At 72.7% G+C, this 25,122-nt stretch carries 25 protein-coding genes, 1 tRNA gene and 1 pseudogene; 7 read left to right on the top strand and 20 right to left on the bottom strand.

All coding sequences use genetic code 11. From position 1 onward, the window contains the following. Positions 1-36 precede the first annotated feature (36 nt). Positions 37-735, top strand: coding sequence for an RNase H family protein (locus WBQ80_RS16615; RefSeq protein ID WP_336571079.1), 699 nt, complete (start codon positions 37-39; stop codon positions 733-735). 32 nt (positions 736-767) lie between these two features. On the opposite strand, the gene pth is transcribed toward WBQ80_RS16615, so the two are convergent. Together pth and WBQ80_RS16605 are read right to left on the bottom strand one after the other, a co-directional pair. Next, positions 768-1,352 carry an aminoacyl-tRNA hydrolase gene (gene pth / locus WBQ80_RS16610; protein ID WP_336571181.1) on the bottom strand — a complete coding sequence of 195 codons (585 nt, stop codon included), beginning with the start codon at positions 1,350-1,352 and terminating at the stop codon, positions 768-770. A gap of 158 nt (positions 1,353-1,510) precedes the next feature. Next, on the bottom strand, positions 1,511-2,158 hold the full coding sequence (locus WBQ80_RS16605; protein WP_336571078.1) for a 50S ribosomal protein L25/general stress protein Ctc: 648 nt from the start codon (positions 2,156-2,158) through the stop codon (positions 1,511-1,513). A gap of 236 nt (positions 2,159-2,394) precedes the next feature. Between WBQ80_RS16605 and WBQ80_RS16600 the strand changes: the two genes are divergently transcribed. The 5 genes from WBQ80_RS16600 to WBQ80_RS16580 all read left to right on the top strand — a co-directional run bounded on the left by WBQ80_RS16600 (position 2,395) and on the right by WBQ80_RS16580 (position 5,815). Then, complete coding sequence (locus tag WBQ80_RS16600; RefSeq protein WP_336571077.1) at positions 2,395-3,141, top strand: FadR/GntR family transcriptional regulator; 747 nt, start codon at positions 2,395-2,397, stop codon at positions 3,139-3,141. Between the two features lie 100 nt (positions 3,142-3,241). Continuing rightward, a complete protein-coding gene (gndA, locus tag WBQ80_RS16595) occupies positions 3,242-4,711 on the top strand; it encodes an NADP-dependent phosphogluconate dehydrogenase (RefSeq protein WP_336571076.1) in 1,470 nt (489 codons plus the stop codon). A gap of 36 nt (positions 4,712-4,747) precedes the next feature. Then, positions 4,748-5,101 (top strand): YidH family protein, encoded by a 354-nt coding sequence (locus WBQ80_RS16590; protein ID WP_336571075.1) that lies wholly within the window; start codon positions 4,748-4,750, stop codon positions 5,099-5,101. Between the two features lie 10 nt (positions 5,102-5,111). Continuing rightward, the gene (locus WBQ80_RS16585) at positions 5,112-5,450 is read left to right on the top strand and encodes a DUF202 domain-containing protein (protein WP_336571074.1); all 339 of its coding nucleotides are present in this window, start codon (positions 5,112-5,114) and stop codon (positions 5,448-5,450) included. Beyond that, on the top strand, positions 5,447-5,815 hold the full coding sequence (locus tag WBQ80_RS16580) for a hypothetical protein (RefSeq protein ID WP_336571073.1): 369 nt from the start codon (positions 5,447-5,449) through the stop codon (positions 5,813-5,815). Before WBQ80_RS16585 ends, WBQ80_RS16580 begins: the two co-directional genes overlap by 4 nt. A gap of 24 nt (positions 5,816-5,839) precedes the next feature. On the opposite strand, the gene WBQ80_RS16575 is transcribed toward WBQ80_RS16580, so the two are convergent. The 4 genes from WBQ80_RS16575 to WBQ80_RS16560 form a co-directional block, all read right to left on the bottom strand. After that, a complete protein-coding gene (locus WBQ80_RS16575; protein ID WP_336571072.1) occupies positions 5,840-7,540 on the bottom strand; it encodes a long-chain-fatty-acid--CoA ligase in 1,701 nt (566 codons plus the stop codon). Next, entirely contained in the window at positions 7,540-8,511 is a 972-nt protein-coding gene (locus tag WBQ80_RS16570) for a ribose-phosphate diphosphokinase (RefSeq protein WP_336571071.1), read from the bottom strand. The genes WBQ80_RS16575 and WBQ80_RS16570 overlap by 1 nt, the downstream gene beginning before the upstream one ends. A 37-nt stretch (positions 8,512-8,548) precedes the next feature. After that, positions 8,549-9,997 (bottom strand): bifunctional UDP-N-acetylglucosamine diphosphorylase/glucosamine-1-phosphate N-acetyltransferase GlmU, encoded by a 1,449-nt coding sequence (gene glmU / locus WBQ80_RS16565; RefSeq protein WP_337282614.1) that lies wholly within the window; start codon positions 9,995-9,997, stop codon positions 8,549-8,551. 1 nt (position 9,998) lies between these two features. After that, positions 9,999-10,070 (bottom strand) — tRNA-Gln (locus WBQ80_RS16560). 98 nt (positions 10,071-10,168) lie between these two features. On the opposite strand from WBQ80_RS16560, the gene WBQ80_RS16555 reads away from it, so the two are divergent. Further along, positions 10,169-10,663: a MarR family winged helix-turn-helix transcriptional regulator gene (locus tag WBQ80_RS16555; RefSeq protein WP_336573233.1), complete on the top strand. Its 495-nt coding sequence runs from the start codon at positions 10,169-10,171 to the stop codon at positions 10,661-10,663. Between the two features lie 27 nt (positions 10,664-10,690). Here the strand turns inward: WBQ80_RS16555 and WBQ80_RS16550 are convergent, their stop codons facing one another. From WBQ80_RS16550 to rsmI, 14 genes and pseudogenes are all read right to left on the bottom strand, one after another. Next, entirely contained in the window at positions 10,691-11,350 is a 660-nt protein-coding gene (locus WBQ80_RS16550; RefSeq protein WP_336573232.1) for a methionine ABC transporter permease, read from the bottom strand. After that, positions 11,350-12,378, bottom strand: a complete 1,029-nt coding sequence (locus WBQ80_RS16545; protein WP_336573231.1) for a methionine ABC transporter ATP-binding protein — start codon at positions 12,376-12,378, stop codon at positions 11,350-11,352. The genes WBQ80_RS16550 and WBQ80_RS16545 overlap by 1 nt, the downstream gene beginning before the upstream one ends. A 97-nt stretch (positions 12,379-12,475) precedes the next feature. Further along, entirely contained in the window at positions 12,476-13,363 is an 888-nt protein-coding gene (locus tag WBQ80_RS16540; protein WP_336573230.1) for a MetQ/NlpA family ABC transporter substrate-binding protein, read from the bottom strand. Between the two features lie 190 nt (positions 13,364-13,553). After that, positions 13,554-15,413, bottom strand: a complete 1,860-nt coding sequence (locus WBQ80_RS16535; RefSeq protein WP_336573229.1) for an ABC-F family ATP-binding cassette domain-containing protein — start codon at positions 15,411-15,413, stop codon at positions 13,554-13,556. Positions 15,414-15,572: 159 nt separating this feature from the next. Beyond that, positions 15,573-16,373, bottom strand: a complete 801-nt coding sequence (locus WBQ80_RS16530; RefSeq protein WP_337282613.1) for a hypothetical protein — start codon at positions 16,371-16,373, stop codon at positions 15,573-15,575. 291 nt (positions 16,374-16,664) lie between these two features. Next, entirely contained in the window at positions 16,665-17,618 is a 954-nt protein-coding gene (locus WBQ80_RS16525) for a 4-(cytidine 5'-diphospho)-2-C-methyl-D-erythritol kinase (RefSeq protein ID WP_336573227.1), read from the bottom strand. 22 nt (positions 17,619-17,640) lie between these two features. Continuing rightward, the gene (locus WBQ80_RS16520) at positions 17,641-18,183 is read right to left on the bottom strand and encodes a hypothetical protein (RefSeq protein WP_336573226.1); all 543 of its coding nucleotides are present in this window, start codon (positions 18,181-18,183) and stop codon (positions 17,641-17,643) included. 116 nt (positions 18,184-18,299) lie between these two features. Then, positions 18,300-19,193, bottom strand: a complete 894-nt coding sequence (gene rsmA / locus WBQ80_RS16515; RefSeq protein ID WP_336573225.1) for a 16S rRNA (adenine(1518)-N(6)/adenine(1519)-N(6))-dimethyltransferase RsmA — start codon at positions 19,191-19,193, stop codon at positions 18,300-18,302. Between the two features lie 67 nt (positions 19,194-19,260). Further along, positions 19,261-20,151, bottom strand: coding sequence for a TatD family hydrolase (locus tag WBQ80_RS16510; RefSeq protein ID WP_336573235.1), 891 nt, complete (start codon positions 20,149-20,151; stop codon positions 19,261-19,263). A 56-nt stretch (positions 20,152-20,207) separates the two neighbouring features. Then, positions 20,208-21,770 (bottom strand): methionine--tRNA ligase, encoded by a 1,563-nt coding sequence (metG, locus tag WBQ80_RS16505; protein ID WP_336573224.1) that lies wholly within the window; start codon positions 21,768-21,770, stop codon positions 20,208-20,210. Positions 21,771-21,862: 92 nt separating this feature from the next. Further along, a complete protein-coding gene (locus tag WBQ80_RS16500) occupies positions 21,863-22,411 on the bottom strand; it encodes a zinc-binding dehydrogenase (RefSeq protein WP_336573223.1) in 549 nt (182 codons plus the stop codon). 233 nt (positions 22,412-22,644) lie between these two features. After that, a pseudogene (locus WBQ80_RS17035) lies at positions 22,645-22,968 on the bottom strand (alcohol dehydrogenase catalytic domain-containing protein); the annotation flags it as partial. Between the two features lie 129 nt (positions 22,969-23,097). Next, positions 23,098-24,225, bottom strand: coding sequence for an NADP-dependent oxidoreductase (locus WBQ80_RS16495; RefSeq protein ID WP_336573222.1), 1,128 nt, complete (start codon positions 24,223-24,225; stop codon positions 23,098-23,100). A gap of 62 nt (positions 24,226-24,287) precedes the next feature. Then, positions 24,288-25,115 carry a 16S rRNA (cytidine(1402)-2'-O)-methyltransferase gene (rsmI, locus tag WBQ80_RS16490; protein ID WP_336573221.1) on the bottom strand — a complete coding sequence of 276 codons (828 nt, stop codon included), beginning with the start codon at positions 25,113-25,115 and terminating at the stop codon, positions 24,288-24,290. Positions 25,116-25,122: the final 7 nt, after the last annotated feature.

Below are 25,122 nucleotides of genomic sequence, written 5' to 3'. Positions count from 1 at the left end.
CGGACGACCGGCCGCTCGCGCTTCGGAAGGACCCGCATGATCATCGCCGCCGCCGACGGTTCCGCCCTCGGCAATCCCGGCCCGGCCGGGTGGGCCTGGTACGTCGACGACTCGTGCTGGGCCGCGGGCGGTTGGCCCCACGGCACGAACAACATGGGCGAGCTCACTGCCGTGCTCGAGCTGTTCCGCGCGACGGCGCACCTCGACGAGGAGCTCCTCGTCCAGTGCGACAGCCAGTACGTGATCAACGCGCTGACCAAGTGGATGCCGAACTGGAAGCGCAAGGGCTGGCGCAAGGCCGACGGCTCGCCCGTGCTCAACCTCGAGCTCATGCAGTCGCTCGACGAGGCGCTGCGGGGCCGCCGCTACCGATTCGAATGGGTGCGCGGCCACGCCGGCCACCCGATGAACGAGGCCGCCGACGAGCGCGCCCGCGCGGTCGCGATCGCGTACCAGAAGGGCGGCGACATCCCCGAGGGGCCCGGCTGGACCGGGGCGTGCGAGCCCGCGGTCGACGCGCTGGCGTCCTCGCCGGCCGAGGAGGTCGTGGCCGGGATCGACGGCACGGCGGACGAGCCCGCGCCCGCCGATGCGGCGCTGTTCGACTTCGACGACCCGAGCGCCGACTGGACCACGCTCACGCTCGAGCTCACGACCGAGGAGCACACGCGGCTCGTCGAGCGCGCCCGGGCGGCCGGGACGTCACCCGACGAGTTCCTCCGCGGGCTGATCTAGCGTCAGGGTCGGGCCGACCGCGCCGCGACGGCTCAGGCCGGTGAGTGGAAGCGCTGCTGCGCCGCCACGAGCCCGTCCGAGACGATCGACTCGACGGCGTCCGCGGCATCCGCCAGCAGGTTCGGCAGCGCCTCGCGCTCGGCGCCGGCGAAGTCGCGCAGCACGTAGTCCGCGGCGTCCATGCGCCCCGGCGGCCGGCCGATGCCGACGCGGACGCGTGTGAACTCGGGCGACCCCGCGGCCTTCTGGATGTCGCGCAGCCCGTTGTGCCCGCCGTGCCCGCCCCCGCGCTTGAGCCGAACGGTGTCGAACGGGATGTCGAGCTCGTCGTGCACGACGATGAGCCGGTCGACGGGCAGCGAGTAGAACTTGAGCAGCGCCGAGACCGGTCCGCCGGACGTGTTCATGTAGCTGTTGGGCTTCGCGAGCACGAGCTTCGGCCGGCCCGGGCCGAGGAACCCCTCGGCGACGCGCGACGGCGTCTTGTGGCTCTTGAACGACGCCCCGATGCGCGTCGCGAGCTCGTCGGCGACCATCTGGCCCACGTTGTGGCGGTTGCCCGCGTACTGGGCGCCCTGGTTGCCGAGGCCGACGACGAGCCAGGTGTTGTCGGACACGACCTCGTCCTTCCGGCGGTGCAGGAGGCGGTCGAGCAGGTTCACGGATGCCTCCGGGGCAGGGGTGGTGGGAACGGCGGAGGGCCTGCGGCCCGCGTCCGAGCGTACCCGGATGCGGCGTCGCAGGCCCTCGCGACCGATCGTCGTGAGGCGGTCGACTACTCGGCCGACTCGCCCTCGGCGGCCTCGGCCTCGCCCTCGGCGGGAGCCTCGGCGCCCTCGTCGCCCTCGGCCTCGGCCTCGGCGGCCTCCTCGCCGAGGTCGACCTTCTGCGGCACGTGCACGTTGACGACGAGCGTCTCCGGGTCGCTGACCAGCGTCGCGCCCTCGGGCAGCTCGACATCGCTCGCGTGGAGCTTGGTGCCGTCCTCGAGGCCCTCGACCGAGACGGTGATGTTCTCGGGGATGTGGGTGGCCTCGACCTCGAGGAGCAGCGTGTTGGCGTCGAGGTCGGCGATGGTGCCCGACTCGGGCTCGCCCTCGACGTGCACGGGGACCTCGACCTGGACCTTCTCGCCGCGCTTGACGACGATGAGGTCGACGTGCTCGATGATCTGGTGCACGGGGTCCTTCTGGACGTCCTTCACGAGCGCGAGCTCGGTCTTGCTGCCGATCTTGAGCTCGAGCACCGCGTTGGCCTTGCGCACCAGCAGCAGGATCTGGTGGCCGGGCAGCGTGAGGTGCTTCGGGTCGGTGCCGTGGCCGTAGAGCACGGCGGGGATCTTGCCGGCGGCGCGGATCTTGCGCGCCGCGCCCTTGCCGAACGACTCGCGCGTCTCGGCGACGACCTTGTTGTCTTCGTCCATGGTGATGGCTCCTTGCGGGCTCGCGGCCCAGATGGTGTCTGATGTGTCAACTCGAACGCCCGGGACCGCGTGGGACGCAGCCAGCGTGAGGAACAGCCGTGAGTCTCGTTCCACCGCGTCGATCACGGATGCCGCGCCCGGGCGAGCCCGGCTCCGGCGGCATCCCTCGCCGAAGTTCAATCGCCCAGTCTACCGGATGCCGGAGGTCGGGCATTCGCCGCCGATATCCTCGACCCATGAGCTCCCGCCTGCACGACCTGGCCGTCGAGCACCTGGGCACGCGGATCGTGTCGGGCGAGCTCGCGCCGGGCACGGTCCTGCGGACCGAGTCGCTCGAGGACGACCTGAAAGTGTCGCGATCCGTCGTCCGCGAGGCGGTTCGGGTGGCGCAGTCGCTGGGACTCGTCGAGAGCGTGAAGCGCGTCGGGATCCGGGTCCTGCCGGCGACCGCCTGGAACCTGTTCGACCCCTCCGTCATCCGGTGGCGCCTGGCCTCCGAGCGCAAGGGCGCGCAGCTGCGTTCGCTGACCGAGCTGCGCACGGCGGTCGAACCCGTCGCCGCAGAGCTCGCGGCCCGGTTCGCGCCCGCCGAGCTCGGGACCGAGCTGATGCGCATCGCCGCGGCGATGCGCTCGGCCGGCCGCGCGGGCGACGCCGCTGAGTTCCTCGAACTCGACGTCGAGTTCCACCGCACGGTGCTGCGGGCGTCCGGCAACGAGATGTTCGCGGCGCTCGGCGATGCCGTGGGCGAGGTGCTCCGGGGGCGCACGTCGAGCGGGCTCATGCCCACGCACCCGAACGAGGATGCGATGCAGTGGCACGTCGACGTGGCCGACGCGATCCTCGCGGGCCGAGCGGATGCCGCGCGCGAGGCGATGCGTCGCGTGCTGGGCCGCACGACCGACGACGTCGAGCGCACGTGGCGCGACGTTCCGCGGGCCCTCCCCGGCCGCGATCGCGGCGGCGCCGTGCCATCCGTTTAAATCGGATTTATTCGTCGCCATACTGGTTGACGTCTGATTCTCGTACGGCACCGCCCTGCTAGCGTGGTGCCGGTACCCCCCCACGAGCAGGAGCCCGCGCATGCCCGAGAACACGACCACCGCCCCCGCCAACATCGGAGTCGTCGGACTCGCCGTGATGGGCTCCAACCTGGCCCGCAACCTCGCGAGCCGCGAGGGCAACACCGTGGCGGTGTTCAACCGCTCGCCCGAGCGGACGCGCACGCTCACGACCGAGCACCCCGAGGCGGGCTTCGTCGCCGCCGAGGGCTACGACGAGTTCGTCGCCTCGCTCGCGAAGCCCCGCACCGCGATCATCATGGTGCAGGCCGGCAAGGGCACCGACGCGGTCATCTCCGAGCTCGTGAAGCGCTTCGAGCCGGGCGACATCATCGTCGACGGCGGCAACGCGAACTTCCACGACACCATCCGCCGCGAGGCCGAGATCGCGCCGACCGGCATCCACTTCGTCGGCGCCGGCATCTCGGGCGGCGAGGAGGGCGCGCTCAACGGCCCGTCGATCATGCCCGGCGGGTCCGCCGAGTCCTACGAGACCCTCGGCCCGATCCTGGCCTCGATCGCCGCGGTCGCCGAGGGCGAGCCGTGCGTGACCCACGTCGGCACGGACGGCGCCGGGCACTTCGTGAAGATGGTGCACAACGGCATCGAGTACGCCGACATGCAGCTCATCGCCGAGGCGTACGACCTCATCCGCCAGGGCACGGGCAAGTCGCCCGCCGAGATCGCCGACATCTTCGCCGAGTGGAACACCGGCGAGCTCGAGAGCTACCTGATCGAGATCACGGCCGAGGTGCTCCGCCAGACGGATGCCGCGACCGGGCAGCCGCTCGTCGACGTCATCCTCGACGAGGCCGGCGCCAAGGGCACGGGCGCGTGGACGGTGCAGAACGCGCTCGACCTCGGCGTCCCGGTCTCGGGCATCGCCGAGGCCGTGTTCGCGCGGAGCCTCTCGTCGAAGCGCGCCCAGCGCGAGGCCGCCGCCGACCTGCCCGGCCCGTCGACCGCCTGGACCGTCGCCGAGGGCGACGCCGACGCGTTCGTCGAGGACGTGCGCCGTGCGCTCTACGCGTCGAAGATCATCGCCTACTCGCAGGGCTTCGACGAGATCGTCGCCGGCGCCGAGCAGTTCGGCTGGGACGTCAAGAAGGGCGACATCGCCAAGATCTGGCGCGCGGGCTGCATCATCCGCGCCCGGTTCCTCAACCGCATCGCCGAGGCGTACGAGGCCGACCCGGGCCTCGTCGCGCTCGTGACCGCGCCGTACTTCCGCGAGGCCGTGGCCGGCGCGCAGGACAGTTGGCGGCGCGTCGTGCAGGTCGCCGCGGGCGCCGGCATCCCCACCCCCGCGTTCTCGTCGTCCCTCGCCTACTACGACGGCCTCCGCGCCGACCGGCTGCCGGCCGCGCTCGTGCAGGGCCAGCGCGACTTCTTCGGCGCCCACACCTACCAGCGTGTCGACCGACCCGGCGTGTTCCACACGCTGTGGTCGGGCGACCGCTCGGAGATCGAGGCCACGCCCTCGTCGCACTAGCGCCGGGAGCGGGAATCGGGCGGCGGGGAGCTGATGATGGCCAGGCCGTCGTGGCAGCAGGAGGGGCAGGACCCCGACTACCGCTTCACGCTCGCCAACGAGCGCACGTTCCTCGCCTGGATCCGCACGGCGCTCGCCCTGCTCGCCGGCGGCGTCCTGCTGCACCAGTTCGCGACCGGACTCGAGCCCCGGCTGGTGCTCGTGGTGATCGCCGTCGGGCTCGGCGTCGCGTCGACCGCGCTCAGCGTGATCGCCTACACCCGTTGGCGCGCCAACGAGATCGCGATGCGGCACGGGCGGCCACTGCCGTACGGGTGGGCGCTGCCCGTGCTCGCCGCCACCAGCCTCGTGACCGCGGCCGTGCTCACCGTCGTCCTGATCGCGTCGTGAGCCGCCGCACGTGAGCGTCCACCGCGTCCCGGCCACCGGCGATCCGGGGCTGCAACCCGAGCGCACGGCGCTCGCCTGGGGCCGCACCTCCCTGGCCATCGCGGTCAACGCGCTGCTGTCCCTCCGGGCCGGGCTGGTCCTCGACGAGGCGTCCCTCGTCGCCGTGGGCGCGCTGCTCCTCGCCGCGGCCGGCGGCGCGGTCGCGATCGGCGCCGTCCGGCGCGTCCAGCTCTCGGGCGCCGAGCTCACCATCACGCCGCCCCGCTGGGCCCTGCCCGGTGTCGCCGCCGCCACCGTCCTCGCGAGCATCGGGGGCATCGCCTCGGTGCTCGTGGAAGGATCGGCATGATGGACGATTCGCATCCCGAGCTCTTCGACGACGGCGACGACCGCGACGACCGACCGGTCCGCACGGAGCGGCGGCGACGCGCGCTGCGCATCGTCGTGCTCTTCGCGCTCGCCGGGATGCTGCTTCCGCTCGTCCTCTCCGCGTACGGCGTCGCCCGCGCGGCGGCGGAGCGCGCCTGCGCGGTCTACGCGCTCGACTACAGCGTCAACGCGACCTCGAGCGTGGCGTTCGACCTGTTCGCCGAGGGCGGGCCCGGCTGGCTGTGCTCCGCGCGGGTCGGGCCGGGTGATCGCGGGATGCTGCTCGGCAACCTCGGCCTGATGCCCGCGGCGCCGCGCCCGGCCGAGCCGGGACGCGAGGCGTAGCGGCGCCGGGTCCGTCGCGTCCGGCTATCGCTCGAGCAGGCGATCCCTGACCTGACGACGGATCACCTTGCCGATGAGCGAGCGTGGCAGGTCGTCGACCGCGACCACGCGCCGGGGCACCTTGTACGCCGTGAGCCGCTCGCGGGCGAGCGACCTGATGGACTCCGCGTCGAGCGTCGCGCCGGGTCGCAGCACGACCGCCGCGACGACCTCCTCGCCGGTCCGCTCGTCGGGCAGGCCCACCACGGCGCAGTCCTCGACGTCGGGGTGGTGCCGGAGCGCCTCCTCGACCTCGCTCGGCGCCACGTTGAAGCCGCCCGTGATGACGAGCTCCTTGATCCGGTCGACGACGCTCACGAATCCGTCGTCGTCGATCGTGACGATGTCGCCCGTGCGGAACCACCGGGCACCGCCGTCGGGGTCGTCGACGAAGACGGCGTCGGTCTCGTCGGGCTTCCTCCAGTAGCCGCCGAACACCTGCGGCCCGCGCACGACGAGCTCGCCGCGCTCGCCGTGCGGGACGTCTCGGGTCGGGTCGTCGGGGTCGACGACCCGCACCTCGGTCGACGGCAGCGGCAGTCCGACCGTGCCCGCCTTGCGACTCGGCGCGACGGGGTTCGCCATGAGCACGGGCGAGCACTCCGACAGCCCGTAGCCCTCGACGAGGTAGCCGCCCGTCTGCGCCTCCCACGGCTCGACGACCTCGGCGGACAGCGGCATGGCGCCCGAGATGGCGATCCGGATGCCGCGGAGCGAGACGCCCTGCTCGACGGCTGCGCGCGTCAGGCGCTCGTAGATCGGCGGAACGGCGGGCAGGAAGGTCGGAGGCCGCTTCCTGGCCGCCTTGAGCACGAGTTCGGGATCGAACTTCGGGAACAGCACGAGCCGTGCGCCCATGCTCATCGCGAAGGTCAGGCACAGCGTGAGCCCGTACGCGTGGAACATCGGCAGCACCGCGTAGACGACCGACGTGCCGCGCTCGATCTCGGGCACCCAGGCCCGGGCCTGCGCCGCATTGGCGAGGAGGTTCGCGTGGGTCAGGGTCGCGCCCTTCGGCGAGCCCGTGGTGCCGCTCGTGTACTGGATGAGGGCGACGTCGTCGACGCCGGGCGCCGTGATGTGCGCGTCGACCGGATCGGCGGCCAGCACCTCGCGCCACGGCACGGCGCCGCGCACGCGCGTGGTCAGCGCCTCGCGCGACTCGCGCGCCTTCGCGACGGGCAGGCGCAGCAGCGCGCGCGTCGCGAACGGCATCGCCCGGGTCAGGTCGACCGAGACCACGTGCTGCACGCGGAGGTCGTCCGGGAAGGCCTGGATCGTCTCGACGACCTTGTCCCACGCGATCACGACGCGGGCGCCGTGATCCTCGAACTGGTGCCGCAGCTCGCGCGGCGTGTAGAGGGGATTGTGCTCGACGACGATCGCGCCGAGGCGCAGCACCGCGTAGAACGCCACGATGTGCTGAGGGCAGTTCGGAAGGACGATCGCGACCGGGTCGCCGGGCTGCACGCCGAGCCGCCGGAGGCCCTCGGCGGCGCGCTCGACCTGGTCGCCGAGCTCGGCGTAGCTGGTGACCCGTCCGAAGAACTCGAGGGCCGGACGATCGGGGTACTGCTCGACCGAGGCGCGGATCAGCTCGTAGAGCGACCCCTCCGGCGCCGGCAGTTCGTGCGGGACGCCCGGAGCATAGCTTCGGAGCCAGGGCTTCGCCGTGGCATCCGCCATCAGGCCGCCCCGTCGAACATGCTCGTCACGCTGCCGTCCTCGAACACCTCGTGGATCGCGCGGGCCAGCAGCGGCGCGATGGGCAGCACGGTCAGGCGGTCCCAGCGCTTCTCCTCCGGCACGGGGAGCGTGTCGGTGACGACGACCTGGTCGATGAAGTCGGACTGCAGGATCTCGACCGCCGGGTTCGAGAACACCGCGTGGGTGGCGGCGACCACGACGCCGGTGGCGCCGTTCTTCTTCAGGGCCTCGGCCGCCTTCACGATCGTGCGGCCCGTGTCGATGAGGTCGTCGACGAGCAGGCACACGCGGCCCTCGACCGTGCCGACGATCTCGTGCACCGAGACCTGGTTCGGCACGAGCGGGTCGCGCCGCTTGTGGATGATCGCGAGCGGCGCGCCGAGCTTGTCGGACCAGATGTCGGCCACGCGCACGCGGCCCATGTCGGGAGAGACCACCGTCAGGGTCTCGGGATCGAGCAGCTTGCGGAAGTGCTCGAGCAGCACGGGCATGGCGAACAGGTGGTCGACCGGCCCGTCGAAGAAGCCCTGGATCTGCGCGGCGTGCAGGTCGACCGACATGATCCGGTCGGCACCGGCCGCCTTGTAGAGGTCGGCGACCAGGCGCGCCGAGATCGGCTCGCGGCCGCGGCCCTTCTTGTCCTGCCGGGCGTAGGGGTAGAACGGCGAGACGACCGTGATGCGCTTGGCGGACGCGCGCTTCAGCGCGTCGACCATGATGAGCTGCTCCATGAGCCACTCGTTGATCGGCGCCGCGTGCGACTGGATGACGAACGCGTCGGTGCCGCGCACGCTCTCGCCGTAGCGCGCGTACAGCTCGCCGTTGGCGAACGTGCGCGCATCGGTCGGCACCAGCTCGGAGCCGAGCTCCGCCGCGATCTGCTTGGCGAGCTCGGGATGCGCGCGCCCCGAGATCAGCACGAGCCGCTTCGAACCGGTGGTCTCGATCATGTGTGCAGTCCTTCCCACCGGTGGCGGCGTTCTCTGGTCAGTCCTCGGTCGCCTGGACGGCCTCGCCCGTGCCGGCCGCCTCGGCCGCCTCGGCGGCCTTCGTGCCCGCCCGGTGCTCGCGGACCCACCCGTCGATGTTGCGTTGCGGGGCGACGTTCACCGCGAGGGCCCCGGCCGGAACGTCCTTGCGGACGACCGTCCCGGCCCCCGTGTAGGCGCCGTCCCCAATCGTAACGGGCGCGACGAACACCCCGTGCGACCCGGTGCGCACGTGGGAGCCGATCGTGGTGCGGTGCTTGTCCACGCCGTCGTAGTTCGCGGTGATGGAGCCGGCCCCCACGTTCGACCCCTCGCCGATCTCCGTGTCGCCGACGTACGAGAGGTGCGGGACCTTGCTGCCCGCGCCGATGTTCGCGTTCTTCGTCTCGACGAACGTGCCGATCTTGCCGTCGGCGCCGAGCACGGTGCCCGGGCGCAGGTACGAGAACGGGCCGACGGAGGCGCCCGGGCCGATGACGGCGAGCGTGGCATCCGTGCGCTTCACCTCGGCGTTCTCGCCGACCTCGCAGTCGACCAGCGTGGTGTCGGGCCCCACGATCGCGCCGGTGGCGATCGCCGTCGCGCCCTTCAGCTGCGTGCCGGGGCGGATGGTGACGTCGGGCTCGATGCGGACCGCGAGGTCGATCCAGGTCGTCGCCGGGTCCTCGATCGTGACGCCGTTGAGCTGCCAGCCGCGGACGATGAGCGCGTTCAGCCGGGCGGCCGTCTCGGAGAGCTGGGCCCGGTCGTTGACGCCGGCCACGAGCCAGCCCTCGGAGACGGGCCGCGCCTTCACCTCGGAGCCGGCCGCGCGCAGGTGCTCGATCACGTCCGTGAGGTACTTCTCGCCCTGCGCGTTCTCGGTCGTGAGGTTCGCGAGCTGGTCGCGCAGCGCGCCGGCGCCGAACGCGTAGACGCCCGCGTTGACCTCGTCGATGGCGAGCTCGGTCTCGCTCGCGTCCTTCTGCTCGACGATGCGGTCGAACGAGCCGTCGGCCGCGCGCACGATCCGGCCGTAGCCGGTGGGGTCGTCGTAGCGGGCCGAGAGCACGGATGCCGCGAGCCCGTCGGCGCGGTGCCGCTCGAGCAGCTCGGTGAGCGTCGACGCGTTGAGCAGCGGCACGTCGCCGTTCAACACGAGCACCTCGCCGGCGAAGTCGGCCGGGAGCGCCTCGACGGCCTGTTCGACGGCGCGCCCGGTGCCCGGGATCTCGTCCTGGTCGACGATGATCGTGCCGGGCAGCTCGTCCTCGATCGCCGTCGCGACGAGGTCGCGCTCGTGGCGCACGACGGCGACCACGTGCGCCGCGTCGAGGGCGCGGGCGGTGGCGAGCACGTGCGCGATGATCGGCGCGCCCGCGAGGGGGTGGAGGATCTTCGGCGTGGCCGACTTCATGCGGGTGCCCTGACCCGCGGCGAGCACGATGATGGCGAGGTTGTTGTCCATGCTCCGCCACCAGGATTCGAACCTGGTCCTCACAGCTCCAAAGGCTGTCGTGCTGCCGTTACACCATGGCGGACCGCGCCCGGCACGGGTCCGCCGAGCGCCTACCAAGTCTGCCACGCGGCATCCGCCGCCTCGGAACGGACGCCGCACCGCCGATGCGATACTGGCGGCATGACGGCGGACGCGGACGAGGTGGACCGGATCGTCGACGACTGGGAGCGCGAGCGCCCCGACCTCGACTTCGCGCCGCTGCAGGTGTTCTCGCGCGTCGGACGGCTCGCGAAGCTGCTCGACCGCGCGCGCAAGCAGGCGTTCGAGCGATCCGAGCTCGAGTCGTGGGAGTTCGACGTGCTCTCCGCGCTGCGCCGGGCCGGGGCGCCCTTCCGCCTGCCGCCGAAGGCGCTGCTCGCGCAGACCCTCGTCTCGAGCGGCACCATGACCAATCGCATCGACCGGCTCGTCGCGCGCGGCCTGGTCACCCGGCAGACCGACCCGCACGACGGCCGCGGGATCCTCGTCGAGATGACGCCCGCGGGTCTCACGCGCGTCGACGCCGCCATCACGCGGCTCGTCGACGCCGAGGCGGAACTGCTCGCCGGCCTGCCGCCGGCCGAGCAGCGCCGGCTCGCGACACTGCTGCGCAAGCTGTCGCTCGGCTTCGCCTGACGCCCACGAGGGGTCGGCGCACTACCACTAGCGCCGCAGCACGCGCCGCGCGAGCCAGTTGCCGAGGTACTGCACGACCTGCACGAACGCCACGATGAGCAGCACCGCCGCCCACGTCACGACGGGCTCGAACTGGCGGTACCCGTACAGCTGCGCGAAGTAGCCGAGGCCGCCGCCGCCGATGAAGCCGGCCATGGCGGTCATGTCGATCACCGCGACGACGATGAACGTGTACCCGAGGATCAGCGGACCGAGCGCCTCGGGCACGACGACCGTCCCGAGGATCCGCCAGGGTCCGGCGCCCATCGACCGGGCCGCCTCGATCACGCCGGGTCGCACGGTGAGCAGGTTCTGCTCGACGATGCGGCCGATGGCGAACGACGCCGCGAGCGAGAGCGCGAAGATCGCGGCATCCGTGCCGATGCCCGTGCCGATGACCGCGCGCGTGACCGGTTGCACGGCCGCGATGAAGATGATGAACGGGATCGGGCGGAAGAAGTTGATGACGACGTTGAGCACGTTGTTCACGACCGCGTTCGGCAGCAGGCCGCCGCGGCGCGTGACGTAGAGGCCGGTGCCGAGCAGGAAGCCGCCGGCGCCGCCGAACAGCATCGTGAGCGCCACCATGTACAGCGTCTCGGCGGCGGCCTCCCAGAACTCGGGGGCGAGGTCGACGAGGGCGTCCATCAGCGCACCTCCGTCACGTCGGCGTGGCGCGCGACCTGTGCGAGCGCACGGTCGATCGCGGCATCCGCCCCCCTGATCGCGAGGGTCAGGTGGCCGAACGCGCGACCGCGGATGTCGTTGATGCCGCCGTAGACGAGCTCGAACTCGAGCCCCGCCGCGGCGAGGTCGACGAACACCTGCGCCTGCGACGCGTCGCCGTCGCGGAACGAGAACGTCACGATGCGCCCCTCGTGCCGCTCGCGCAGCACCGCGAGCTCGGCGGGCGACGGCACGCCCTTGATGACGGTGCCGACGAACTTCTGCGACGACGGATGCCGCGGGCCCGAGAACACGTCGAACACGTCGCCGTGCTCGATGACCCGGCCGCGGTCCATCACGGCGACCTTCGTCGCGATCGTCTGGATGACGTCCATCTCGTGCGTGATCACGATGATCGTCACGCCCTGCTCCTCGTTGACGCGCTTCAGCAGGGTGAGCACCTCGTGCGTCGTCTCGGGATCGAGGGCGCTCGTCGCCTCGTCGGCGAGGAGGATCCGCGGGCGGGTCGCGAGCGCCCGCGCGATGCCGACGCGCTGCTTCTGCCCGCCCGAGAGCTGGTCGGGACGGGCGCCGGCCTTGTCGGCGAGCCCGACGAACTCGAGGAGCTCGTCGACGCGGGCGCGGATGTCGGCGCTGCGCCATCCGGCGACCTTCAAGGGATACGCGATGTTGGCGCGAACCGTCTTCGCCTCGAACAGGTTGAACTGCTGGAAGATCATGCCGATGCCGAGGCGGATGCCGCGGAGCTCCCGCTCGGCGAGGCCGGTGATCTCGCGGCCGTCGATGCGGATCGACCCGCTCGTCGCGGGCTCCAGCGCGTTCACGAGCCGCACGAGCGTCGACTTGCCCGCGCCGGAGTAGCCGATGATGCCGTAGACGTCGCCGGCCTCGATCTCGAGGGAGACGTCGTCGACGGCGGTGACCGCCTCGGCGCGCCGATCGGCGGCCGGGTAGGACTTGGTGACGTGCTCGAGGGTCACGAGCGCCATGGATACCTCCTTGCGCGAACGCGCCGACGGGCGGACGGCACCGCGGTTCGCGGCTCCGTCCGCCCGTGCGCGCACGCGATCGTCGCGTGCGTCGGGATCAGCCCTGGGACCGGGTGTCGTCCTCGACGGTCGCGAGCGATTCTGCGAGCTCGTCGACCGACGTCGTGAGGGGCACGGCCGTGTCGCCGGACGCCTCGAGCAGGCCGGCCTGCACCTCCGGGTCGGTCTGGAAGATCTCGACGAGCTCGAGGTACACCTCGTTGTCGGCCTCATCGGCGGACGCGGCGAAGATGTTCACGTAGGGCAGCGCGTTCGGGTCGGCCGGGTCGTCCTGCGCGATCGCGTCGGCGAAGGTGAGCCCCGCGTCCTGCACGAAGTCGTTGTTGATGACGGCGGCCGCGACATCCGGCAGGCTCGTCGGGGTCAGCGACGCCTCGAGCGGGGTCACCTTCACCTTGGAGTTCGCCTCGTCGATGTCGGCGACGGTCGAGAAGATCGAGCCGCCGTCCTCGAGCTCGATGAGCCCGGCCGACTGCAGCACGAGCAGCGCGCGGGCGAGGTTGGAGGGGTCGTCGGGCACGGCGACGGTCTCGCCGGCCTCGATGTCGTCGACCGACTCGTACTTCGTCGAGTACAGGCCGAGGGGGTAGATCGCGGTCGCGCCGATCGGCGTGAGGTCGGCGTCGGCCGACACGTTGTAGTCGGCGAGGTAGACGATGTGCTGGAACTGGTTCAGGTCGAGCTCGCCCTCGGTGAGCGCCGGGTTCGGCTGGGCGTAGTCGGCGAAGTCGACGAGCTCGATCTCGATGCCGGCCTCGGCGGCCGCTTCCTCGAAGGCGGGCCACTGCGGGTCGGACTTGCCGACGACGCCGATGCGGACGACGTCGTCGCCCTCGGCGGCTCCGGCGGACGAGCAGGCGGTGAGGCCGATGACGAGCGGTGCGGCGGCGAGCGCGGCGACGAGCTTGGTTCGGGTGCTGGGCATGCTGGCGTTCCTCTTTCACGTGGGCGCGCGCGATCGGGTGCTGGTGGCGGATGGTGCCCGGCATGACGAAACCCCACCGCTGGTGGCGGTGGGGCGTCGATGCCGCGTTCGCGAACGCACCTCCCACGCTATGCGAAGATCCTTCGCCCGCGCGACGCGCGGGTCACGATACGTCACAGATCCTGCGAGGCTAGCCTTCGAGTTGCTCGGATACTTCGAGCCAGCGGGTCTCGAGATCGGCCACCGCGTCCTCGAGCGCCCGAAGCTCGTCGCCGAGCGAGCCGAGCCCGACGTAGTCGGACTGGTCGTGGCGGGCGAGCTTCTCGTGCTGCACGGCGATCTGGGACTGCAGCTTCTCGAGTCGGCGGTCGATCGAGGCGAGCTCCTTCTCGGCCGCGCGGCGGTCGGCGCCCGCGAGCGCGAGGGCGGGGGCCGCGGAGGTCGCGACGGCGCCCGCCGCAGGCGTCGCCGCGCCGGCGCGGGCCGGCCCCGCGGCATCCGTCTGCTGCTGCCGCCGCAGCTCGAGGTACTGGTCGACGCCGCGCGGCAGGTCGCGGAGGTGCCCGTCGAGGATCGCCACCTGCCGATCGGTCACACGCTCCACGAGGTAGCGGTCGTGGCTCACGACGAGAAGGGTGCCCGGCCACGCGTCGAGGAGGTCCTCGATCGCGGCGAGCATGTCGGTGTCGAGGTCGTTCGTGGGCTCGTCGAGGATGAGCACGTTCGGCTCCTGCAGCAGGATCAGCAGCAGCTGCAGCCGCCGCTTCTGCCCGCCCGAGAGGTCCTTCACGGGCGTCGCGAGCTGCTGGTTGGTGAAGCCGAGGCGCTCGAGCAGCTGGCCCGGGGTGAGCTCGACCGCCTTCGAGCCCGCGCCGACGACGTACGCCGTCTTCTGGGCGGCGACGACCGCGCTCACGCGCTCATGCGCCCACTCGGCGAGCTCGGCGAGCTCCTGGCTCAGCACCGCGATCTTCACGGTCTTGCCGCGCTTGACCCGTCCGGTCGTCGGCTGGACCTCGCCCGTCACGAGCTTCAGCAGGGTCGACTTGCCGGCGCCGTTCACGCCGAGGATGCCGGTGCGCTCCCCCGGCGCGATGCGCCACTCGAGCTCGTGCAGCACGGTCCGGGTCGCCGGGGCGCTCGGCGCGGCATCCTGCACGGGGTACTCGACCGTGACGTCGAGGAGGTCGACGACGTCCTTCCCGAGCCGGGTGACCGCGAGGCGGTTGAGCTCGACCGGGTTGCGCACGGGCGGCTCGTCCGCGATGAGCTGGTTCGCGGCCTCGATGCGGAACTTCGGCTTCGAGGTGCGCGCCGGGGCGCCACGGCGCAGCCACGCGAGCTCCTTGCGCATCAGGTTCTGGCGCTTGGCCTCGGATGCCGCCGCCATCCGGTCGCGCTCGACGCGCTGCAGCACGTATGCGGCGTACCCGCCCTCGAACGGCTCGACGATCCCGTCGTGCACCTCCCACGTGGCGGTGCAGACCTCGTCGAGGAACCACCGGTCGTGCGTCACGACCACGAGCGCGCCGTCGTTCGCCGCCCAGCGGTCCTTCACGTGGCCGGCGAGCCACGCGATCCCCTCGACGTCGAGGTGGTTCGTGGGCTCGTCGAGGAACAGCACGTCCCAGTCGCCGACGAGCAGCGCGGCCAGCCCCACGCGTCGCCGCTGCCCGCCCGAGAGGTCGCGCACGCGGGCGTGCCACGGCACGTCGGCGAGCAGGCCCGCGATGACGTCGCGGACCTTCGCGTCGCCCGCCCACACGTGCTCCTCGATGCCGCCGACGACGGCCTCGGCCACGGTGGCGCCGGGGTCCACGGTGTCGGCCTGGTCGAGCATGCCGATGCGGATGCCGCGGCGCACCGTCACGCGACCGCCGTCCGGTTCGAGCCGGCCCGCCAGCAGCTTCAGCAGCGTGGACTTGCCGTCGCCGTTGCGCCCCACGACGCCGATGCGGTCGCCCTCGTCGATGCCGACGGTGACCTCGTCGAAGACGGTGCGCGTGGGGAACTCGAGGTGCAGGCGCTCGGCGCCGAGGAGGTGTGCCATGTCGCCGTCAACCCTAGCCACCCCGCCTGTGCGCGCCCGCCGCACCAGCCCGCCCGCTCGCGCTCCCGGGCTCCTGCGCGGGAGCGTTCGAGGGTATGCCGAACGTCGTTCCCCCGCCGGCCAAGCCGTGATCCGCCATACTCTCGTCTTCCGCGGTCGCTACGGGGACCAGCCCCGCGAGCGCAAGCGTGCGGCGACTCGGTCGAGGAAGGCGGCGGAGTCCCGCACCCGGCCATCGGCGCCGACGTCGTCGGACGTCGCCTGCACGATCAGCCATCCCTGGTCGGCCAGCCGCTCGAGTCGGCGGACGTCGGCGCGGAACTGCGCCGGAGATCGGTGCAGGTCGCTCTGGTACTCGATGCCGACCCTCCACGCCGGGATTGCGAGGTCGACGATCGCGACGAGGCGGCCGGCCGCGTCCAGCACCCGAAGGTTCGGGACGGGCTCCGGGAGCCCGCCCCGGACGAGTTGCAGACGAAGCAGACTCTCGCGGCGGGACAGCGGACCCCACTGCGCGAGTTCGAAGGCATCCCGGAGCCGGGTGATGCCTCGGCACCCGTCGTGCCGGCGCAGTGCCGCGGCCAACTCGCCGCGGCTGCAGAGCGCCGGATCCCGACCCACCGGCTCGCCACCGGTGATGAGGTGGTCCGCCACCGCGACGAGATCGTCGAGGTCGAGCATGGAGCCGAGCTGGCACCAGGTGTCGGATGGCGCCGAGAGACGGATGCCTGCGAGCGTCGTCGCACCCAGCCGATCGGGGTGGATGACGTGGCCCACGACGCCTGCGGCGAGCGACCTCGTGCTCCCCGCGGGTACCGCCACGTGGACCCTCAGGTCCTCTTCGAGGCGCGGAGGCAGCGGGACGCCCCAGAGGAGCGCGGCCGTCGAGTGGCTGAAGACCTGCCGTCCCGGCATCCGCTCGGCGTACGCCATGGTTCGGGCCCGCGCACCGTCGGCCACGACCGCGTGCTGGCGGACTCCATGGAAGGGCCGGCGGAGATCGTCAGCGGCGAGGCGGCTCGGGTGCACGCCGCGCCGCCGCGCCTGATGAACCGTGAACGCCGGCACGGAACGGAGTTCGGGAGGCAGCGGGGACGGCCGTCGCATCCGCCCATCATGGCCGCCGGGGACGGTCGGGGGGCGCGGCCGTCCACAGGCGCGAACGACCGACGTCGAGAGTATGCCGAACGTCGTTGATCAGGTGGGCCGAACGACGTGTCCCATACTCTCGATGCCGGTCAGTGAGGGGCGTCAGCGCAGCACGACGCGCGCGCCGTGCACGGGGCCGTGCACGTGCACCGCGGTCAGGCGCGCGGCGGAGAGCGCGACCTGCAGCTCGATCGCCGAGTCGGCGTCGTCGACGAGGAACGCCACGGTCGGTCCCGAGCCCGAGACGAGCCCCGCGAGGGCGCCGTTCCGCTCGCCGATGTCGAGGATCCGTCCGAGTCCGGGCGCGAGCGAGAGCGCCGCCGACTGCAGGTCGTTGTGCAGCGCGTCCGCGAGCCGACGGGGGTCGCCCGCGCGCAGCGCCTGCAGCACGGCGAGGTCGACGGTGGGCGCGGCCGCGGATGCCGCATCCGCCCCCGAGCGCCAGTCCTCCTCGAGTCCGGCGTCGCGGCGACGGTCGAGCTCGCGGTACACGGCCGGCGTGGACAGGCCGAACTCGGCGACGGCGAGCACCCAGTGGAACGACCCCGTCGCGAGCGCGGGGCTCAGCCGATCGCCGCGCCCGGTGCCGATGGCCGTGCCGCCGGTGAGGGCGAACGGCACGTCCGCGCCGAGCGACGCGGCGAGCGCATGCAGCTCCTCCTTGGGCAGCGCCGTGCCCCAGAGCGCGTCGCACGCGACGAGGGTCGCCGCGGCATCCGCGGACCCGCCGCCCATTCCGCCCGCGATCGGGACGTGCTTCTCGATCTCGAGGCGCACGCCGCCGGGTACCCCGGCGTGGTGGGCGAGCAGCTTCGCGGCGCGCACGGCGAGGTTGGAGGCATCCGTGGGCAGGTCTGACGTGTCGACCGAACCGGAGAACGCGACGGTGATCTCGTCGTCGGGCCAGGCGCGCACGTCCTCGTAGAGCGAGACGGCCTGGTAGGCCGTCGCGACGTCGTGGTAGCCGTCGGAGTCGAGTGCGCCCACGCGCATGAAGACGTTGATCTTGCCGGGCGCCCGGACGTGCACTGCCTCGTCGGTCGCCGCGATCGTCATGCGTCCACGCTAGGGCATGCGCTCAGCCGACGCGCCCGAGCCACTCGCGCAGCGCCGCCTTGACGTCGGCGACGCGCGAGCCGTCGGGCATGCGGCCCCACGTCAGCGAGATCGACGACCGATCGTCGCCCCGGGGACTCGCACTCGCGAGCACGAACTCGCCGCCGTCGAGGTGGAACCGGGCGGTGGGATGCCGCGCGGAGGTGTTGCGCGCGAGCGGCTCCACCTCGAGGTCGGCGGCGACGATGTTCGCCAGCGCGTGCAGCGCGTCGACGGCGGCGAGGGGCACCGTGCGCGAGACGCTGGCCTCGAAGACGCCGTCCTGGCGCTGGCCGGGCGAGCGGATGCCGCGGTCCTGCTCGTACGCGACGGTCAGGTGCTGCGACCACCACGGGTCGACGCCCTGGTCGGCCGCGAGCCACGCCGCGATCTCGGGGTGCGTCCACGCTCTCGCGCCCGCCTCGTCGAGGATCCCGAACCACTCCTCGCGATCGCGGCCGGTGACCTCGCGGACCCTGGCGTCGCCGACTCCGTCGCCGCTCGACCCGATGCTCCCGTGCGTCATGGCCCTCACGCTACTCCGGCGGACCGTGCCGCCCGCAAGGGGTGGCGCGCAGGCGATGCGTCCCGTCGGGCGGGTCGGCGAGGTCCGGCAGGTCGGCCCGGTCGGGTACGGCGGCGTCAGGCGGATGCCGCGGCGCGGGCGATCCCGAGGAAGTCCTCGACGGTCAGCTGTTCGCCCCGCGCCTGCGGGTCGACGCCCGCCCGTTCCAGCACCTCGGTGGCCGCGGCCGACGAGCCCCCGAACCGCCCGGACAGCGACTGCCGCAGCATCTTGCGGCGTTGCTGGAACGCGGCGTCGACGAGGTCGAACACCGCCACGCGTTCGGCCTCGGTTCCGGGAGGGTCGCCCGGGGCCTCGCCCCGCTCGAAGCCCACGAGCACGGAGTCGACGTTCGGCACGGGCCAGAACACCATCCGAGAGACCTGCCCGGCGATGCGCCATCGGCCGTACCACGCGGCCTTGACGCTGGGCGCGCCGTACACCTTTGATCCCGGCTCGGCCGCGAGCCGGTGACCGACCTCGGCCTGCACCATGACGATACCGGTCCGCAGCGACGGGAAGTGCTCGAGCAGGTGCAGCAGCACCGGCACCGACACGTTGTACGGGAGGTTCGCGACGAGGCGAGAGGGCTCGCCGGGCAGGGAGGCGATGCGCAGGGCGTCCTCGTGCACGACCGTCAGCCGGGTGCCGGGCTGCATGACCGTGGCGGTGTGCGGCAGCTGCTTCGCGAGCCGTCCGTCGATCTCGACGGCGACGACGTCGGCCCCGGCCTCCAGGAGCCCGAGGGTCAGCGAGCCGAGCCCGGGTCCGATCTCGAGGACCGTCTCGCCGCGTTCGACCCCGGCGGCCTGCACGATGCGACGCACGGTGTTGGCGTCGTGCACGAAGTTCTGGCCGAGCTTCTTCGTCGGGGTGACGTCGAGGAGCTCCGCGAGGTCGCGGATCTCGGCGGGCCCGAGCAGGCGCGCCGTACGGTCCGCCCCGTCGGCCTCGTGGCGGTGCGCGTTCACCGGTTGCTCCCCCGCACGGTCTCGATGCTGGGCCACGTGCGGGCGGCGGCGGACGCGGCGCGCCGGGTCATGCGGATCCCGCGGGGTGGGCGTCGAGCCCGTCGGCCCACGAGCCGTAGGCGCGCACGGTGTTGCCGGCCACCTGCGCGCACAGCTCGTCGAGGTCGACGGCCAGCGTCTCGGCCATGGACCGCATGGTGTGCGGCACGAGGTACGGTGCGTTGGGGCGGCCGCGAAGCGGCACGGGCGTGAGGTACGGCGCGTCGGTCTCGACGAGGATGAGCTCTCTCGGCAGCACGCGGAGCGCCTCGCGCAGGTTCTCGGCGTTCTTGAACGTGACGTTGCCGGCGAACGAGCAGTACCAGCCGGCGTCGGCGGCGAGCCTCGCGAGGTCGGCGTCGCCCGAGAAGCAGTGGAAGATCGTGGTCTCGGGCGCCCCCGCGCGGCGCAGCGTCGCGACGACCTCGTCGTGCGCGTCGCGATCGTGGATCTGCAGCGCGACCCCGTGCCGCTTCGCGATGTCGAGGTGCGCCTCGAACGAGCGGTACTGCGCGTCGCGGCCGTCGTCGCCGGTGCGGTAGAAGTCGAGTCCGGTCTCGCCCACGGCGCGCACCCGGGGCTGCGCCGCGAGCTCGTCGATCACGGCGATCGCCGCGTCGAGCTCTCCGCGAGCCTCGAGCTCGGGCGCCTCGTTCGGGTGCAGCGCGACCGCCGCGAGCAGTCGCGGCTCGCGCGCCGCCATCTCGGCGGACCACCGGCTCGTCGCGACGTCCGTGCCGACCTGCACCGCCCCGGCGACGCCGACGGATGCCGCGCGCTCGAGGTGCTCGTGCGGCGTCATCGGCATCGCCCCGTCGGCGATCTCGAGGTGCGTGTGGTTGTCGTACACCGGGACGGCGAGCGGTTCGGGCGCGGGCGGGTACTCGGCGGCGCGGCCGCCGTCGGAGCGCGTGCGCAGGTGGTCGCGAGTCGCCCCCTCCGCGGGCTCCCCGGCCGCGGGGTCGGCCGGAGCCGTCACTCGGCGACCTCCACGCGCGGGAACAGCGGCTCGAGCGCGGCGACGCGCGACCCCGTGGCCCACTCGTGGGCACGGTCGATGCGCTGCTCCTGCACCGTGCCGGGCGCGCCGAGCGCGGTCCACAGCCTCGCGGTGGCCTTCGGCAGCACCGGCGAGAGCAGCGCGGCGAGCGTGCCGAGCCCGTGGTACGCCGTGGCCAGCACGGCCTCGAGCCGTTCGCGATTGGCCGGGTCCTTCGCGAGCGCCCACGGCTCCTGCTCGGTGAGGTAGCCGTTCAGCGCGTCGACGAGGCGCCAGGTCGCGGCGATGGAGTCGTGGATCTCGAGGCGCTGCACGGCTCGCCACGTGGCATCCGTCACCTCGGCCTCGAGCTCGGCGATCGCCTCGTCGGCGTCGGTGCGCCCGGCTGCGCCCGCGGGGACGTCGCCGCCGCAGTAGCGACCGATCATCGCGATGACGCGCGAGGCGAGGTTGCCGAAGCCGTTGGCGAGCTCGGCCTGGTAGCGGGCAGCGAGGTCCTCCCACGAGAAGGAGCCGTCCTGGCCGAACGAGATCGCCGACAGGAAGTAGTAGCGGAACGCGTCGGAGCCGAACACGTCGGTGATCTGGGCGGGCGCGATGCCCGTGAGCTTGGACTTCGACATCTTCTCGCCGCCGACGAGGAGCCAGCCGTGCGCGTACACGCCGCGCGGCACGTCGAGCCCGGCCGCCATGAGCATCGCCGGCCAGATGACCGCGTGGAAGCGCAGGATGTCCTTGCCGATCACGTGCTGAGCCGGCCAGCGGCGCGCGAACTCCGCGTCGTCCTGTCCGTAGCCGACCGCGGTGACGTAGTTGAGGAGCGCGTCGAACCAGACGTAGACGACGTGCGAGTCGTCCCACGGGACCTTGACGCCCCAGTCGAACGTCGAGCGCGAGATGGACAGGTCGGCCAGGCCCTGCCGGACGAACGAGACGACCTCGTTGCGCGCCGACTCGGGCTGCACGAACTCGGGGCGCTCCTCGTAGAGCGCGAGGAGCCGGTCGGCGAAGGCCGACATGCGGAAGAAGTAGTTCTTCTCGTGCAGCAGCTCGACGGGCTTGGAGTGGATGATGCACACCAGCTGGCCCTCGTACTCGCCCGTGCCCGGCTCGAGCTGGGCCTCGGTCTTGTACTCCTCGCAGCCGACGCAGTAGTAGCCCTCGTACTCGCCCGTGTAGATGTGCCCGTCGTCGTAGAGCTTCTGCAGGAACCGCTGGACGTTGGCCTCGTGGCGCTCGTCGGTCGTGCGGATGAAGTCGTCGTTGGCGACGTCGATCGTGTCGAGCAGCGGCTTCCACGCCTCGGCGACGAGCTTGTCGGCCCATTCCTGCGGCGTCACGCCGTTCGCGGTCGCGGTGCGGAGGATCTTCTGGCCGTGCTCGTCGGTCCCCGTCAGCATCCACGTGTCGCGACCGGCCTGCCGGTTCCACCGCGCGAGCACGTCGGCGGCGACCTCGGTGTAGGCGTGCCCGATGTGGGGCACGTCGTTGACGTAGAAGATGGGGGTGGTGATGTAGAACGAGGAGCCGTCGGCCATGCCGACAATCCTACGGGCGGTGCACCGCGCGTAACGCCGGGGCGGTCGGCGCCCCGGCGGCGACGGTCAGCGAGCGGATGCCGCGGCGGGGGTCAGCGAGCGGATGCCGCGGCGGGGGGCGCCCCGACCTGCGGGATGGGCCCGGTGCGGAGCTTCCGCGCGCGGCCGTCGCCGATGACCGGCGGCAGCACGCCCTCCACGCTCACCCGGTCGTGCGGCGTCGGGACCCCGATGGTGACGTCCTGCTGCTTGAGCCGCGACGGCTTCACCTTCTGCCCCTTGTAGTCCACCAGCTTCATGCCGATCACGATCTTGCCCGCCGAGTCGCGCTGGTCGAGCTGCCGGTACGCGTCGCCGATCTCGTCGAGGGAGAACACGTCGGCGATGGGCAGCCTCACCTGGCGGTCGGCGACGAGCTGCGCGACCCGGCCCAGGGCGATCGTGTCGCCTGCGTAGAGCTTGACGGCGTCGTGGTCCTCGACGGCACCCCAGTCGGTGGTGGTGAAGACGCGCGTCGGCGGGACGCCGAGGGCGGCGGCCTCCTCGGCCTGCCCGCCGAGGAAGTCGAGGAACGCCGTGACGGGGGCGCCGGTGACGGCTCGCACGCGTGCCGCGAGCCCGGGTCCGTACGTGACGGGCACGATGCCGAACTGCCGGACGAAGTCGAACCGTCCTCCGTCGTGCTGCCGATCACGACGGCGCCCCGGGCCCGCGCGAACTGCGCCGCGAGGCATCCGATCCCGCCGGCGGCGGCCGTGATCACGACGACGTCGTTCGGACCGAGGTTGAGGCCCTCGACCGCGCCGAGCGCCGTCGTCCCCGCGACGTAGAGCGAGCCGGCGATCTCCCACGAGAGCGAGGCGGGCTTCGGCAGGAGCTGCGTCTCGGGAACGACGACGTGCGTCGCATGCGCGCCGCGCGCGACGTAGCCCATGACCTCGGCGCCCCGCCGGAACCGCGTCACCCCCTCGCCGACCCGGACGACCACGCCCGCGAGCTCCCGGCCCTGTCCCGAGGGGAACTCGACCGGCCACCGGCCGGCGTCGCCGCCGAGCCGGACGGCGGTCTCGACGGGCGAGATCCCTGCGGCGTACACCTCCACGAGCACCTCGCCCGGTCCGGGCTCGGGTATCGGGATCTCCTGGATCTCGAGCACCTCCGGACCGCCGAATTCGTTGAACCGCACTGCCTTGGCCATGACCCCTCCCCCGGGACTCCGTCGTCGCGGTCATCCTGCGCTCGGCCGGTGGGAGCGGGTTGGGAAGCGCCTGTGATTCCCATGCAAGCGAATGGACTGATGGGGACCGCAGGCCCCCGGCGGACGCCGTCAGGGAACGCGCCCGTTCGCGCCGTCCGGGGCGGCGTCCCGCTTGCGTTCCGACCGGGCCTCGCGCGCCTCCCGATGCCGACGCCGGGCGCGCCCGTCCCCGAGCACGGGCGGCACCGACTCCTCGACGTCGACGTGGCGATGCGGTGTCGGCACGTCGAGCGTGACCTGCTGCTCCTTCAGGTCGGGCTCGTGCACGCGCTGCTGGTCGTAGTGCACGACGCGGAACCCGAGCACGATCTTCCCGGCCGCGTCGCGTCGCTCGAGGGCGCGATAGGCGTCCTGGACGCGATCCGCCGGGAAGACGTCGGCGATCGGCAGACGGACGCCGTGCGCAGCGACCAGGCCGGCGATGCGCCGCAGCGCGACGGCGTCGCCCGGCTCCACCGCGACGATGCCGTGCTCGTCGACGGCGGTCCGATCGAGGACGGTGAGGATGCGCGACGGCGGCACGCCGAGCGCGATCGCCTCGTGCGCCTGCCCGCCGAGGAAGTCGAGGAACGCCGTGACCGGAGCTTCGGCCACGGCACGGACCCGATCGGCGAGTCCGGGCCCGTAGGCGAGCGGCACGATGCCGAACTGCGCGAGGAAGTCGCCGCGCGCGGCGGCACTCGTGCCGATCACGGTCGCGCCGCGCAGTCGCGCGAGCTGCGCCGCGAGGCATCCGACCCCGCCCGCCGCGGCGGTGACGACGATCGTGTCGCCGGGGCCGGGAGCGAGTCCCTCGACCGCCGACCAGGCGATGGTGCCCGCCGTGTACAACGATCCCGCGACCTCCCACGGCACGGACGCCGGCCGACGCAGCAGCTGTCCCTCCGGGACGACGACGTGCGTCGCCTGCGCGCCGTCCTCGACCCAGCCGAGGACCGGATCGCCGGGCGCGAACGCGCGCGCTCCGGCACCGACGCGCGCGACCACGCCCGCGAGGTCGCGGCCCTGGCCGTGCGGGAGGGCCTCGTCCCCCGGCCCGCCGGCGGCTCCGCGCCGCACCAGGCTCTCCATCGGATTCAACCCGGTCGCGAACACCTCGACGAGGACCTCGCCCTCACCGGGCTCGGGAGTGGGGATCTCCTCGACCTCGAGCACCTCGGGTCCGCCGAAGCGGTGGTATCTGATCGCGTGGGCCATGTCGCACCTCCACGGAGTGCGCCTCCCCCGATTCTCCTCCCTTCGGGGGCGCTCCGCGAGGGTCAGTCGGTCCGGCGGGCCGCGAGCGCCGCCTCGTACAGGTCGCGCCGGCCGAGACCCGTCTCGGCCGCGACGGCCGCCGCGGCATCCTTCAACCGGGTGCCGGATGCCGCGAGCGCGACGACGCGCGCCACGGCCTCGTCCTCGTCGGCCGGCGCCGGCTCGGGGGCTCCCCCCACGACGACGCAGATCTCGCCGCGGACGCCGTCGGCGGCCCAGGCGAGGAGTTCGGCGAGGGGACCGCGGCGCACCTCCTCGTGCAGCTTGGTGAGCTCGCGGCACACCGCGGCCGGCCGATCGGCGCCGAACGCCTCGGCGAGGGATCCGAGGGTCGCGGCGAGCCGCGACGGCGCCTCGAAGAACACGAGCGTCCGGCGATCGCCTGCCAGATCGGCGAGCCGCCGCATCCGATCGCCCGCCTTGCGCGGCAGGAAGCCCTCGAATGCGAACCGATCGGTCGGCAGGCCCGACACGGCGAGCGCGGTGATCACGGCGCTGGGGCCCGGGACGGCGGTGACCTCGACGCCGGCGGCGACGGCCGCCTGCACGAGCGGGAAGCCCGGGTCGGAGACCGTGGGCATGCCCGCGTCGCTCAGGACGAGCAGGTCGCCGTCGCGCGCGAGCTCCACGAGGTCGGCGGCCCGGGCGCGCTCGTTGTGCTCGTGCAGCGCGATGAGCTTCGGCCGGTTGGCGATGCCCAGGCCGGCGAGCAGGCGCTGCGTCACGCGCGTGTCCTCGGAGGCGACGACGACGGCGTCCTCGAGTGCCTGCCGGAGCCGGACCGACGCGTCGCCGAGGTTGCCGATGGGCGTCGCCGCGAGGATGATCACGGGTCCA

Origin of the sequence: Agromyces sp. CCNWLW213 (assembly GCF_037199545.1) — a bacterium.
Lineage (GTDB): Bacteria > Actinomycetota > Actinomycetes > Actinomycetales > Microbacteriaceae > Agromyces.
Note: the sequence above shows the minus strand (reverse complement) of the source record. Positions and strands in the feature narration are given on the sequence as shown.